Annotated in this window: 10 protein-coding genes; 5 read left to right on the top strand and 5 right to left on the bottom strand. The window is 37.8% G+C overall.

Features of this window, described 5'->3' with window-relative positions; genetic code table 11:
* The first annotated feature begins 835 nt into the window (after nucleotides 1-835).
* Nucleotides 836-1,708, top strand: coding sequence for a helix-turn-helix domain-containing protein (locus tag LVD15_RS20110; protein ID WP_233776999.1), 873 nt, complete (start codon nucleotides 836-838; stop codon nucleotides 1,706-1,708).
* A gap of 63 nt (nucleotides 1,709-1,771) precedes the next feature.
* Nucleotides 1,772-2,560, top strand: coding sequence for an MBL fold metallo-hydrolase (locus tag LVD15_RS20115; protein WP_233777000.1), 789 nt, complete (start codon nucleotides 1,772-1,774; stop codon nucleotides 2,558-2,560).
* Nucleotides 2,561-2,580: 20 nt separating this feature from the next.
* Here LVD15_RS20115 and LVD15_RS20120 read toward each other — a convergent pair whose 3' ends face one another.
* Nucleotides 2,581-3,567 carry a helix-turn-helix domain-containing protein gene (locus tag LVD15_RS20120; RefSeq protein WP_233777001.1) on the bottom strand — a complete coding sequence of 329 codons (987 nt, stop codon included), beginning with the start codon at nucleotides 3,565-3,567 and terminating at the stop codon, nucleotides 2,581-2,583.
* 241 nt (nucleotides 3,568-3,808) lie between these two features.
* Here LVD15_RS20120 and LVD15_RS20125 point away from each other — a divergent pair, with 241 nt between their 5' ends.
* Genes LVD15_RS20125 through LVD15_RS20135 form a run of 3 tightly spaced genes read left to right on the top strand, consistent with a single transcriptional unit; the run spans nucleotide 3,809 to nucleotide 7,482 of the window.
* A complete protein-coding gene (locus tag LVD15_RS20125; protein ID WP_233777002.1) occupies nucleotides 3,809-5,392 on the top strand; it encodes a S8 family peptidase in 1,584 nt (527 codons plus the stop codon).
* A gap of 44 nt (nucleotides 5,393-5,436) precedes the next feature.
* Nucleotides 5,437-6,405 (top strand): hypothetical protein, encoded by a 969-nt coding sequence (locus LVD15_RS20130; protein WP_233777003.1) that lies wholly within the window; start codon nucleotides 5,437-5,439, stop codon nucleotides 6,403-6,405.
* Between the two features lie 30 nt (nucleotides 6,406-6,435).
* Nucleotides 6,436-7,482 carry a hypothetical protein gene (locus tag LVD15_RS20135; RefSeq protein ID WP_233777004.1) on the top strand — a complete coding sequence of 349 codons (1,047 nt, stop codon included), beginning with the start codon at nucleotides 6,436-6,438 and terminating at the stop codon, nucleotides 7,480-7,482.
* Between the two features lie 64 nt (nucleotides 7,483-7,546).
* Here the strand turns inward: LVD15_RS20135 and LVD15_RS20140 are convergent, their stop codons facing one another.
* The 4 genes from LVD15_RS20140 to LVD15_RS20155 are packed head-to-tail and all read right to left on the bottom strand — an operon-like array spanning nucleotide 7,547 to nucleotide 13,487.
* Nucleotides 7,547-8,311 (bottom strand): LytR/AlgR family response regulator transcription factor, encoded by a 765-nt coding sequence (locus LVD15_RS20140; protein ID WP_233777005.1) that lies wholly within the window; start codon nucleotides 8,309-8,311, stop codon nucleotides 7,547-7,549.
* Nucleotides 8,286-9,326 (bottom strand): sensor histidine kinase, encoded by a 1,041-nt coding sequence (locus LVD15_RS20145; protein ID WP_233777006.1) that lies wholly within the window; start codon nucleotides 9,324-9,326, stop codon nucleotides 8,286-8,288. The genes LVD15_RS20140 and LVD15_RS20145 overlap by 26 nt, the downstream gene beginning before the upstream one ends.
* Nucleotides 9,327-9,342: 16 nt before the next feature.
* Entirely contained in the window at nucleotides 9,343-10,356 is a 1,014-nt protein-coding gene (locus LVD15_RS20150) for a DUF6268 family outer membrane beta-barrel protein (RefSeq protein ID WP_233777007.1), read from the bottom strand.
* Nucleotides 10,357-10,385: 29 nt separating this feature from the next.
* Nucleotides 10,386-13,487, bottom strand: a complete 3,102-nt coding sequence (locus LVD15_RS20155; RefSeq protein ID WP_233777008.1) for an efflux RND transporter permease subunit — start codon at nucleotides 13,485-13,487, stop codon at nucleotides 10,386-10,388.
* Nucleotides 13,488-13,491: the final 4 nt, after the last annotated feature.

Below are 13,491 nucleotides of genomic sequence, written 5' to 3' on the forward strand. Positions count from 1 at the left end.
ATTTCATAGTCATGAACTGCCACTAAGGACTTGAGAAAAGCCTGTTTTTCAAACCTCTTTCACCTCACGACGGTACAGCAAGATGAAATCACGGGCGAGTCACATTGAGACCTAACATTGGTTTCAACCGCACCATTAGAATTGACATAATCTACTTCCTAAAATCCAGGGTCATTTCGACGAAAGGAGACATCTATGTATTCATCTAGCATAGGCTTTTCAAACATCTGCTGGCTTGGTTCATCCACAGTCTACATTCCATCGCTTGTGTTCTTTACTTTTTTACAATCGATCAAAAAAGTAACAAAAAACTCTTTCTTGCTGTGAGGTCTTCCGATCACAGAAGCATTTCATAGTCATGAACTGCCACTAAGGACTTGAGAAAAGCCTGTTTTTCAAACCTCTTTCACCTCACGACGGTACAGCAAGATGAAATCACGGGCGAGTCACATTGAGACCTAACATTGGTTTCAACCGCACCATTAGAATTGACATAATCTACTTCCTAAAATCCGGGGTCATTTCGACGAAAGGAGACATCTATGTATTCATCTGGCATATGCTTTTCAAACATCTGCTGGCTTGGTTAATCCACAGTCTACATTCTATAGCTAGTGTTCTTTACTTTTTTGCAATCGATCAAAAAAGTAACAAAAAACTCTTTCTTGCTGTGAGGTCTTCCGCTCATTGAAGCAATCCCGAGATTACTTCGTCATATCTTCCTACTAATCACCAGATGACGTAGCTGCTTCCCAAAAAATAGTGGTGCTTAATACCACTAACATTCCCGGCGTTTATTCGTAAGTGGTTATATGTCATTCTAATAATCATTCCTTTGAAAACCATCAGATTTACAAAAACGGCTTGTAGTGTTGATTTTCTGCTTAACGTACTGAGTGGAAAGGAGCTGGTTGAGAATTATGCAGAAAGGGATGCTTATTGCTCTGATTCTTTTGAGGTGTTGTTTTTCAATAAGGCGGCAGGCTCATTATTGGTTAATAATAAAGAATATCAGGTTACAGATAATACGCTTGTATTTCTTTCACCTTTTCAAAAAAGACAATGGAAATTGGAGCCTGATTCATCAGATTTCACCTTGCTAATCTTTCAGGAAGAGTTTTTAAATGAGTTCTTCTCAGATAAGTTATTTACTTACAGGTTATTATATTTCTATCAGCTGGAGCACCCTTGTATGCTTGGCGTAGATGTCAGAAGGATTATTAATTATCAGGAGCTGGTATCAGAGATTAAATCCGAATTGGTGAACGTTCGTCCGGATAGTCAGCATATTATCAGATCGCTGATTTATTACCTTCTTCAGAAAATCAATAGGAGGTATGCGCTTGAATATGGGCTGGCCATTGATGCTCCAGGTGATGATTATGCCTTCCAATTTAAAAAATTAATGGAGCAGCATATCTATAAAAAGCAGCGGCTTGCTGATTATACGGACCTCATGGGCATAAGCCGAATAACGCTTAATACATCAGTAAAAGCCAGGTTTAATGTCACAGCTTCTCATTTGCTAAAGCAGCGATTGTTTTTTGAAATCCAGAATTTACTTCTTTATTCTGATAAGTCTGTATCACAAATAGCACAGGAGCTAAATTTTTCTGAACCCAATCATCTTATGCGGTTTTTCAAAAAGCAATCAGGTATGACTACCAGTGAGTTTCTGCAAAGTTATCAAAATGGTATAGAGGCATAATATTTTGGTAGCAACCAGCAAGATAGGTTGATATAGCTTTGCTGTGAAACAAATATTAGAGCTATGTCCAATCATATAAAGATACAATTGGTAAGAAATGCCACGTTATTTATTCACTATGCTGGCCAGCGATTTTTAATAGATCCTATGATGGCAGATAAAGGGGCTTATTCAGGTTTCCCGGGAACAGAGCGTGCTGAGCTTAGGAATCCTCTAGTGTCATTACCATCACCGGTAGAAAATTGGCTTGATCCTGATGTAGTACTACTCACTCATTTGCATCCTGATCATTGGGATGTGGTAGCGTCACAGCGCTTGGCTAAGGGTTTGCCCATTTATACCCAAAATAAAGAAGATGCCCTAAAAATAAAAGAGGAAGATTTTAAGGATGTGAGTGTTTTAGAAAATGAAAATCAATTAGCGGAGGTGCAGTTGTTTAAGACGGCATGTCAGCATGGCTCTGATGAACTATTTGGAGTGCCAGAGCTGGCTGCGAGAATGGGAGAGGTGTCAGGTTATGTTTTAAAAAAGGCCAATGAAAAATCTATTTATGTAGTAGGAGATACCATTTGGATTGACGAGGTAGCAGACGTATTAAAAAGTCATCAGCCAGATATAGTGATTATGAATACCGGCAATGCACAGGTGAATGGTTTTGGTAATATTATCATGGGGAAAGAGGATGTGCTAAAAGTCCATAGGTTAGTGCCTCATGCTATTATTATAGCCATTCATATGGAAGCCATCAATCATTGTATATTGAGTAGAAAGGAGCTGAAGACATTTGTAGCTCAAAACGATCTTACAGAATATGTAATGATTCCTGATGATGGTGAGGTATTGGAGTTTTAACTCAGAAGGCTTCAGTCTCTTTACACTGTGAACTTGCTTACAGCTTCTACTTTATCTCTAAGCCTGTTAAAGAACCTTATGCGTTCTCTTTGATTGGTGCTACTAATGAGTGTGGCGGTAGATAGAAAATTTTCATGCATCTGAAGGGTTCTTTTACAGAAATTTTCATGCTGAGTGACCATGTTGTCTATTATGTTGTGTGCCTTATATACTGAAAGCTGGGTGTTTAGGTCCAATATAACCGTGTTATCGCCAATTAAGATGTCACTGTGATATAGGTAGTAGTTTTTTGTGCTGGTATCAGGTTCATTTCCAAATGTAAACTTACTGCCAGTGTCAGCCTGTTCTTCACAGTGGTCAATTAGTGATTGTAGTTTTTCCAGTAATACTAAAAAATCATTTTCATCAGAGAAAAATCCCGAATCATTATAAAACTGGATTTGATTAAGTGTACTGGTAAGCACACCGTCATTCCATAATTCTGAAGTGTTAATAGTATTGTAAGAACTAAGAATGTCTTCCGCCAGGCTTATGATTTCTTCGTTAATATTTTCAACACTAAACTTACTATTTCTTAATTGAGGAAGTTGGGCTACTGATTTTTCCCAGAAAAAGCCTTTAAAAGCAGAAAGCTCCGGTATTAATAGGTTGTAAAACAAGGGTAAATCTTTAGAAGAATAAAATAATCTGCAATCAGGTGTGTCTGACAAAGCACCCATTTCAGATTTTAAATTACGGAGATATTCTACATAATTAAACTCCAGGTCATTGTGCCAAACCGGTTGAAAATGGACTTTAGTAGAGTTTTTACAAATAAAAGAATCAATGGAAATGTTAAAATGATTGCAAATTTTAGATAGCTCATCAAGGTTGAGGTCAGTATCGCCTCGTAACCTTCTGTAAACGCTATCTGTGCTAACGGCCAATAAATCACATAATTCTGTTACTAATAAAGAATCATTTCTGGTTGATTTAAGGTGATCAAAGATATCCACCTGTATACTCATTATTGATTTTTAATAAAATAGGTTTAGGATTATTAATTATCACAAAATAGTCATTTATATGTTAATAACCATCTTGATATATAATATTATTAAGATTAAATAAATTGAATAAATGGAAATGGGAGTGGATTAAGTAAGGTGTGTATTTATTTTTCAATAAATATTAAAGGTTTCGTAACAATATTTGATTTTCGTAACTATCAATCTCTCAATATCTTGGGTTCATAATTAATCAACCATTATGAACTTATCTACCAAAATTCAATCGCTCCTTATTTTAGTTGGGGCGCTTTCTTTATGGAGTTGTGAAGATTCCATGATAGCAGAACCTGATCAAGCTCAGGTAATAGATCAGGTTTCAGGTATGACCTTTCCAAATATTGTGGTGGAGGCCAATAATCGAAAAGCCCTAACCATTGGGGAGATCAACAGTATAATACCTGCTTTGGCTACCGAAGAATCTCCCTGGAGAAACGTTAGCAATCACACTTTGTGGAGCGCGGTGAAAGCTGGTAAGGGTGTGGTGACTATAGGAGTAAAGTCAGTTGACAATTGGGCAAATTTGGCCGCAGAGTCTGGTTGGGATCAGTTGACCTATGCCAAGGAGTATACCAAGGCCTACCTGAATTATATTAATGAAAATGAATCATCAATCTCATTTGAATCATACGATGGCTTTCCCGTAATATGGGCTGAAATTACTGATTATGATATGCTGGCCAAACTCAGACAGCTACCTACAGTTCGGTACATAGAGCCTGATGGCTTTGATCTGGAAGCTAATGAAATGATCAATGCCCGTCAGGCTAGCAGTGGAAGTGGCTGTGCTGATGATGAGAATTATGCTAACCAGTCCGACCGTTATACCATACCTCCTGGTACTAATTATAAGGTTTCATGGCATCTATATACCCATAATATTCCTGCAGCATGGGATTACGCGGAAGGTGAAGATATCATGATTGGAGTGGTGGATACAGGCGTGGGAGAAGATCAGGCTCAACTTAGAGGCAACTTTGGTAGTGGCAGAACAGTGAAGCTTTCTCGCACTACAGAGGCTTTGCTAAAGAAAAACCGACATCCGTACGATGATTGTGGACATGGCACTTCTATGTCAGGCCAAATGACCGCGCCAAGAAACAGTATAGGTGCCATGGTAGGGATAGCTCCCAGAGCCGATTTGCATAGTGTGAAAATTGCCAATGGCGTAATAATAGAAACCACTAAAGAGCGCAAGGCTTTTGTAAAGGCAGTTAAAAAACTGGCCGATGATCCTGCTGTGAAAGTAATTAATATCTCTGTAGGCCGACTGAACGGTAGAGATGATATGAAAGATGCCCTGGACTATGCAGATAGCAAAGGAAAGTTGGTAGTATGTGCCGCTGGTAGTGTTTTAGGTCTTAAAATTTTCCCAGCTAGCTATAGCAAAACCATTGCCGCTACCGGAGTGGTATATGACCCTCAAGACGATCCTCAGGGTATAGACCTTGAAGTAATTAATTCTGATGGAGTACACAATGCCAAAGGCGACCATGTGGACTTTGCGGTCTATCTAAAAAGAAAATCTGATGGAGATTATGCGCTAGGTTTAAACAGAACCAATTATAAGTCTAAAAAGGCCTTAGGCTCATCTGCAGCTTCTGCTACAGTTTCTGGCATAGCAGCCCTTATTTGGTCAGCAAACCCAAGCCTAACTAAAGCGCAGGTAGTAAATATTATGAGAAATGCGGCCAGCTACAAAAGATACACTGGTGCACCAAGCAGTAATTACGGCTATGGAATCATTGATGCTGAGCTGGCGGTAATAGCCGCTGCCAGCTATTAACCCCGAATTTTAATCAACACTATAATTTACTTAAACCTTATTTTATGAAAAAAGTAACTCTTTTTTTCAGTGCTATGCTATTGCTCATAGCTAGCTGTTTTACCTCCTGTGAAGATGCTCAGGATATGGAAAAACCTTTAGATCAGCCAGTTAGTATGCAAAATGATCTTTTAGTATTTAAAACACATGCTGATTTCGAATCTACGTTGGATTATCTTAAAAACAATCAGGACAGGCTGAACCACTGGGAAGCACAGTTCAAAGGTTTTCTTTCTTTAAGGTCATCTTACTTAAAGTTTGAGGAACAATTGAGTCGTACTAATGATGATTCAGAAGTAGAAGAGCTGCTTGAGGCAAACAGGCATTTGTATTCAATAAGAACAGTAAATGATGAAACTGAATTATTGCCACTGGTAGATGATGAGCTAATAGCTACGCTATTTAATGCAGAGGGTTTAGTAGTAGTAGAAGGTAAGCTTATGAAACTTACTGATGATCAGTTGTTTGAAAAGGAACTGTCAGATAAATCCGATTTAAAATCTTCATTAATTGAATTTAAAAATGCTATTGAGTTAGGCAAGGCAGAGAAATCTCCGGTGGTGAAGACAATAGTTCAATACGATATTAAAACAGGGAGGCGAATAGAAACCTGTGAAAACAAGTATTCTAAAAAGAGGCTTAAAGGTGAAATCTTTAAAAATCAGGTGGGAGGATTATTTTCTTCTGTAGGGGCAAGAACCAAACATCAAAAGAAGAGATTGGGACTCTGGACTGCCGCTAAAACCAAACAAGTTAGATTAAAGATAGAGGGTGAATACTCTCAGGAGGCACTTGGCGACATTATATATGTGCCTATTTCTTATGACAAAACAGAAAGTGATGAAAACAAGATTTCTAAGACCTTCGAATTCTGTGTAAATGTCACCTGTACATTCGGTATCACTTATATGCAAAACCTACACTGGTGCAGGTGTGATGATGACGAAACAAGAACCTGCGAAACAGAAATATAATTTAATCAAATAGTCAACCTTAAATTTAAAATGATGAAAAATCAACCATTAAAGCTAATGGCTAACTGGGCCTGTATTGCCGCTATTTTGCTGGCTATGTTTATGATCTCTTGTGAGGATCAAGATGAACAAAACCTATCTGAAAACTTACAAGAAGTAAGTTATGCTATGTCGGATCAATATTCTGTAACCGTAAGATTAGATCCTAATCTGGTTCATAGCTCATATGCATTCAAAACGTTAGATGAACATGATGAGTATCTTAATAATCTTGAAGAAAGTAGTAACGGGGTTATAACTGTAAATAAGAAGATGTATGAAACCTTATCTCACTACTTTGATCCTTATCAGATTGCAGTAATTGATAATAACTACGAAATAGAAGTAGAAGGAGAGGTATATAAAGTAGATCATGAGGCTATTTACAAGAAGGTAGCTAATACCTGGGAGTTATACTTATTCTATGGAGAATCAGGCAAAGTAGATTTGGAAGAGACGGCTAAGGTGCATGAAAGTGCTAATAATCTGGAAATGTTAGCTAGTTATAACTTCAAAAGTCCTGTATCTAGAAGAATATATGAAAGGCAAGTACTAAATGTAAATAGTGGAAAGTTGGCAGATAGAGATGAAATTGAATATCCTTTAAGAAATCCAGATGGTAGTACTAAAAGAGTTCAATATAGAAAGGTAAATAATGGAACTATTTATTCAGCAGAAATTAGATGGAGGTGTTGGAATGAGTCTTACAATAAATGGGGCAAGAAGGCAAAAGGAGGTACTATTACAGAGATCAAAAGGATGGAAGAGGGAACAAGCGCAGTGTGGAGATCTTTAAGTAATGATGCTAAAATTGGAACTTATCTTATTAGTGGAATGGTAGAAGGAGTTGGAGGAAGAGTGACCGTTAAAGTAGACGGAGGAAAAGGTTCTTCCTCAGCATCGAATCGGTGGAGTGTTAGTAAGGATAAGGTTAAAAGAGAAAAGAATAAATCAGCTAAAAGTACACATAATGGAGAGGTTAGAGACAGTAGTACCGGCGAACTAGAAGTAGGAATGAGTGATATAAAATTGAATTAATCCCAAAAAATAATTCTAGTAAGAGGCTAACTCAAAGTATTATTTTGAGATGGCCTCTTATTTTTTAACCTCCACTTAACCACTTCAGAAAGAGTGGTGTCTTTTCTTTGCTAATGGTAATGCTCTCTTTTACAGGTACTTTTACATTTACCCATAACCTCCTTCCCAGGTGATTAGATACATCTATTATGCTCTCCCTATGAATGATAGACTGCCGGTTAGCTCTGAAAAACTCTGGGCCTAAGGTGTTTTCCAATTCCTCCAGGCTCTTTCTGGTAGTGTAGCTCTTTTTTTGAAAGGTGACCAGGCAAACGGCTCCCTCATGTAAATAAAAAACCGCTATATCTTTGGTTTTGACAGGTATGATTTTGTCCTGGTAATGCACTAAAATGGATGCGGGTAACTGTATACCTTGTTGGTTTTGAAATAACTCTAAGATAGAATGTGTGTCAATATTTTTAGCAGGACTCACCTCTGTAAGTCTGGAAAACTTGTCTAGTGCAGCTGAGACCGAAGCCACTGTGAAGGGCTTGAGCAGGTAATCTATGCCATTAGCTCTGAAAGCTTCCAGAGCATATTCATTATAAGCAGTGCAGAAAATGACCGGAGCGTTGATTTGGCATTTTTTAAATATATCAAAACTCAGCCCATCACCCAGTTGTATATCACTAAAAATTAAATCAGGCTCTTCATTATGCTGAAAGTATTCGATACCATCTTTTACAGATAAAATTTTGGCAGATATTTCCAGTGAGCTATCAATTTTAACAATAGTACTCGCCAGATCCTCAGCTGTTAATCTCTCATCTTCTATGATTACTATCTTCATCGGTTAATAATTTAATGCTTACCGAAAATTGTTTGCCATCATCATTAATAATTATTTCATCATTGCTAATCAGTTTATAGCGCTCAGAGAGGTTAAATAAACCAATCCCTGTAGAAGCCTCACTATATTGCTTAGGTTGGACATTGTTTGATACGGTTAAATATCCATTTTCTTCCTTTACAATGATTTCTAAAGGCGATTTTTCTGTAAACTCATTATGCTTCAGTGCATTTTCAAGTAATGTTTGTAAAGCAAAGTAAGGGATAAATTTACAATCCTTTACGTTATCATCCTGAAGAAAGAAAGTGTAAGTTAAAGCACTGCCAAACCTGAGTTTTTGCATTTCCATATACTCATGACAGAGTTTCAGTTCATTCGATAGCTTTACAATTTTAGAAGTAGGATTAGAAATAGATTCCCTAAGAAAATTAGCCAAATGTACCAGATAGGATTCTCCCTGCTCTGCATTGATTTTATAGAGAGATTTTACTGTGTTAAGTGAGTTGAATAAAAAGTGAGGATGAATCTGTTGTTTCAATAGCTGATTAGCCGTTTCTGATACCAGTGATTTTAATCTCAGGTTTTCCAACTCTGACAAGTGTTTCGATTTATTTAGATATACATATTTATAGAGAATTATAAATATAGTAGCCTCCAAATACCCTCCTAATGTAGATATGATAAACATTTTAATAGAAGACCAAAAATGGACTATATCAGGAAAGAGGTAAGAAAATATGAATGAGCAGAAATAGCTGACTAAAGGCGCCAGTAGATAAGCATACACATAAGTCCTTTTATTCTTTTTGGAAAAAGCATTATACCCATGACGAATGAAAATGACAGAAATTAATAATCCTACCAAAATTAAAGTACATATTCCTCGGCTGGTAAGGGCTATGGACTTATGCCATTCTATATCCGTAAGTATAAAAAATAAAGAGGTGATCAAATTAATCAGCAGAGTGGTGACTATGTTGATCTTTAATAGTTGCTTAAAAGAAGGCCGTTCCATTATTTAATCTACCTGTCTATTTAAAGAGTCCTTTCCAAAAGGGTAGGAAGGAAAGTTCAAATTTAACATAAGGAGTCATTTTTTGATGGTTTTTTATAAATGGATCTGAGATTTTGTTTTGCTCGAGTACTTTGGAAGAAAATACGGAGTTAATCCCACTGCTAAATGAAAATATCATTTTAGGGGTGATCAAGCGCTCATAAGTGAGGCCAGATTGTAGCTCTAATGAAGAATATAAAGATTCTTTAGGTAGAATGTTCTCTTCGAATTGGAGAAAAGCCAGGCTGCCAGAAAGTTTGTTGCTAAATGCAAGGGATGATTTGTCATTAAGCTGTTTTCTCAGATTAATTCCGCTAATACCTAGAGATAGCTCCAAAGAAGGGTCAAATGTATGTGAATACATTATAAAAGGTATAACCGGCGAAGGTGATGAAGGGTCTGAAGAGAGAACAAGGCCAACTGAAAAATGGCTCTTTTTAGTTCTTTTTATGCTTGATAAAAACAGGCCGGTAGCCATTAAACGATGTTGACCTGTTTCCGGATCTACTATACCTGATAGGTTGATATGAGAAACTAATGGTTTGCTGAAAATAGTGTCCATCCGGGATATTGTTAGTGCTCCCTTGGCTAGATACTTGTTAATATTTCTCTCTTCAAAATCTATCAGTGTATTATAGCTTTGAATATCATCTAGCATAAAAACCTGATGCTCACCGCCTACAGTAGCGGAGATCTTATTTTTTCCTACGCTAAAGAGGTGAAAAGAGGTTTGAGCAGAATAACGTTGAATTTGAATTTGTCCGTCTAGTAAAGGAGAATCATATAATTCAGAATCAAAGTTGTTTTTGGTAATTACCTCAGCAGAAAATGAGGCCTGCCTTAATGAAGGATTTTTAATGGACATTTTAGATAAATAGGCCATTTTAACCGAATCTTTGATATGTTGCATTTGATCAGCCTGTGCAGACTGACCAAATGCATTTATTTTTAATACTATACATAGTAGTATAATCAAGGTCGAAATTTTCATGTGATGTTGTGTTGTTGATGTTGAATTTCTTATTCCTCACTGGCTTTTGATCTTTGTATTCTGCCTTTGAGTTTATCAACTATGAAATACATACAAGGCACTACAAATAGGGTGAAGATCATGGAGCTGCTAAGCCCTCCGATAATTACCCAGGCCATGCCGTTTTTAATCTCAGCGCCGGCTCCGCTGGCTATAGCAATAGGTAGCATACCCAGTATCATAGCCAAAGTAGTCATGAGGATGGGTCTTAGTCTTTCTTTGCCGGCTTCTACTAATGCTTCAAACAGAGGTTTACCTTCAGCCTTGAGCTGGTTGGTAAAGTCCACTATCAGGATGGCATTTTTTGAAACTAATCCCAATAGCATAATTATACCTATTATTGAAAATATGTTTAATGTCTCCATGGTCAGGGCCAAGGCCAGTAGGGCACCTATCAGCGCTACAGGAATGGAGAAAAGCACCACAAAAGGATAGATTACACTTTCATATAAAGCCACCATAATCAGGTATACTAGCAGTATGGCTGAAATCAGCGCTAACCCTAAACTCCCGAAGGCATCTCCCTGGTTTTTAACATCGCCCAGGTAATCAATGGAGATACCAGCCGGAAGTTGTAAATCTTTCACCTTGGCCTTAATATCATTAGCTACGGAGCCCACAGGTCTGCCAATCACGTTCGAGTTTACAGTAATGGAACCCATTCTGTTACTTCTTTGTAGAACGCTCTCACCTAGAGTATACCTAACCTCGGCAAACTCACTGAGAACGAAGTTGGCACCTTCGTTATTGGTAAAAGATAAGTTTCTTACATCACTTATATCAGCCCTGTGTTGAGGCTCCATGCTAATGTTTATATCATACTCATTGCCTTCATCTTTTAATACATTTTGCTTATTTCCACTAAAGGCATTTTGTAGCGCAGCACCTACCTGGCTGGCATCAAGGCCTAAGAGTGTCATTTTATCTCTATTTAGGTTTACCTCTATTTCCTGCTTTTGGTCCTTTACGGAAAGCTTTACATACTGCGTGCCTGGCACATCAGCCACAATGGCCATTATTTCTTCGGCTGTTTTTCTTACATTTTCCAGGTTAGTGCCTAAAACGGCAATCTGAATAGGGATTTGGCTAGACCCTCCAGAAATAGAAACAGCAGATGAAGTGACCTTTACACCAGGTATTTCCTGTGTAAGTACCTGTTTCATTTTTAAACCAAACTCTTGAGATGACATATCTCTTTCACCTTCATCTACCAGTGATACGGTGAGCTCAGCCATGTTACTGTTGTTACTGGTACCCGCTACACTACCACTTACAAAACCAATGCTGGAGAATACCTTTTCTACTTCTTTTTGTTCGAGTATGATTTTCTCCGCTTGCTGAGTAATAGAGTTAGTCTGATAGATAGAAGCGGTGGGTTCTAATTCAAGGTTGATATTAAGTTCACCTTGATCTGATTCTGGTATAAAGGCAAACCCTATAAAACCCTTACCAACTAAAAACAGCGAAGCCACTATCAGAAGAAAAACCCCAGATAGGAGCCATCTCTTTTTATTGAGAATATAAGCCAAAGACTTACCATAGGCTTCTTTAGTGTCAGTAATGAAGTTTTCAAAACTCAGGTTTATTCTTCCCCAAAGGTTATCCTTTGAGAGGTGTTCCAGTTTGCCAAACCTGCTGGCGAGCATAGGTGTAACTGTAAATGAAACAAAAAGACTCATCAAAGTAGAAAATACCACCACCAGAGAGAACTCTTTCAAAATGGAGCCTATTATTCCACCACTGAGTGCTAGAGGAAGGAACACCACCACATCTACCAAGGTGATGGCCAGGGCGGTGAAACCTATTTCATTACGACCATCAAGCGCGGCTTTCATTCTTTTGGAACCCATTTCCATGTGTCTATAGATGTTTTCCAGTACCACAATGGAGTCATCTACCAAAATACCTACTACTAATGATAGTGCCATGAGGGTCATTAGGTTCAGTGAAAAATCAAAGAAGTAAATAGCTATGAAAGTGGGAATAATAGAGCAGGGGAGGGCTACCATTACAAATAAAGAACTTCTAAAACTATGCAGGAAGGCCAGCATTACAATACCCACTATAACTACAGCAAGGCCCAAATCTTCTATTACGGCATCAGCACTGGCCAGGGTATAAGTACTCTGGTCACTAGAGATTGAGAATGCTAACTCATCACCTTCATATTCCTGCTCCAGGTCTTTAAACTTTTCTTTTACCAGAGCACTTACATTTACGGCATTGGCATCACTCTGCTTAATAATTTGAATACCTACTGAAGGGAGTCCATTAATTTGGTTGAGAGCCGTAACATCTGCAGTGGCATCCATTACTTCAGCTACATCTTCCAGATAGATAACACTGCTGTTATTTCTATAAACGATTAATTTTCTGATCTGCTCTACATTGGTAAGGTTGGCATCATAGCGAATGGAAACTGCCCTGTTATCAGTTTCTATTTTACCTGCCGGAAATGACTGGTTAGCTTTGGTTATAGCCTGAGAAACCTGATCGATGTTAAGATGGTAGGCATTGAGCTTAGAAGGCGATACATTCACTTGTATTTGCCTTTCGCTACCACCAATAATATTTACAGTACCTACACCTTGCAGGTTTTGAAGTACTGGTTTAATCTCATTATCAATAAGGTCATATAATGATCGTGGTGTTCTGTTAGAGGTAATACCCGCTTTAATAACCGGAGTTTCGTCTAAATTTACTTTGGAGATCAAGGGCTTATCAGCATCTTCCGGTAAGTCGTTAGCTATCTGATCAGCCTTTCGTTGTATGTTACGCTCGGCTTCATCAAGATCAGCATTACTTTTAAGGTTTACTGATATTTGAGAAACGCCCTCTTGCGAGGTAGAGTTGATTTTATCAAGCCCTTCTACCGAAGAAAAGGCATCTTCCAGCTTTTTAGTTACCGAACTTTCTACCTCAGAAGCTGAAGCTCCGGGGTAGGTAGTGGTAACTGATACTGTATTAACCTGGATATTGGGTAGTAGGTTATAGTTTAGTTTAAAATACGTCACTAATCCGAAGAGTAGCAATACCGTAAATATTACCACTATGAGAAGTGGCCTTTTAATGGCAATTTCTGAAATAGACATAGTA

The sequence above is a fragment of the Fulvivirga maritima genome, from assembly GCF_021389955.1.
Classification (GTDB): domain Bacteria; phylum Bacteroidota; class Bacteroidia; order Cytophagales; family Cyclobacteriaceae; genus Fulvivirga; species Fulvivirga maritima.

What these genes read in the sequence shown, in the direction of transcription:
- LVD15_RS20115 (WP_233777000.1), top strand. Translation starts at nt 1,772, where the DNA reads ATGTCCAATCATATAAAGATACAATTGGTAAGAAATGCCACGTTATTT.
- LVD15_RS20120 (WP_233777001.1), bottom strand. Translation starts at nt 3,567, where the DNA reads ATGAGTATACAGGTGGATATCTTTGATCACCTTAAATCAACCAGAAAT.
- LVD15_RS20125 (WP_233777002.1), top strand. Translation starts at nt 3,809, where the DNA reads ATGAACTTATCTACCAAAATTCAATCGCTCCTTATTTTAGTTGGGGCG.
- LVD15_RS20130 (WP_233777003.1), top strand. Translation starts at nt 5,437, where the DNA reads ATGAAAAAAGTAACTCTTTTTTTCAGTGCTATGCTATTGCTCATAGCT.
- LVD15_RS20135 (WP_233777004.1), top strand. Translation starts at nt 6,436, where the DNA reads ATGATGAAAAATCAACCATTAAAGCTAATGGCTAACTGGGCCTGTATT.
- LVD15_RS20140 (WP_233777005.1), bottom strand. Translation starts at nt 8,311, where the DNA reads ATGAAGATAGTAATCATAGAAGATGAGAGATTAACAGCTGAGGATCTG.
- LVD15_RS20145 (WP_233777006.1), bottom strand. Translation starts at nt 9,326, where the DNA reads ATGGAACGGCCTTCTTTTAAGCAACTATTAAAGATCAACATAGTCACC.
- LVD15_RS20150 (WP_233777007.1), bottom strand. Translation starts at nt 10,356, where the DNA reads ATGAAAATTTCGACCTTGATTATACTACTATGTATAGTATTAAAAATA.
- LVD15_RS20155 (WP_233777008.1), bottom strand. Translation starts at nt 13,487, where the DNA reads ATGTCTATTTCAGAAATTGCCATTAAAAGGCCACTTCTCATAGTGGTA.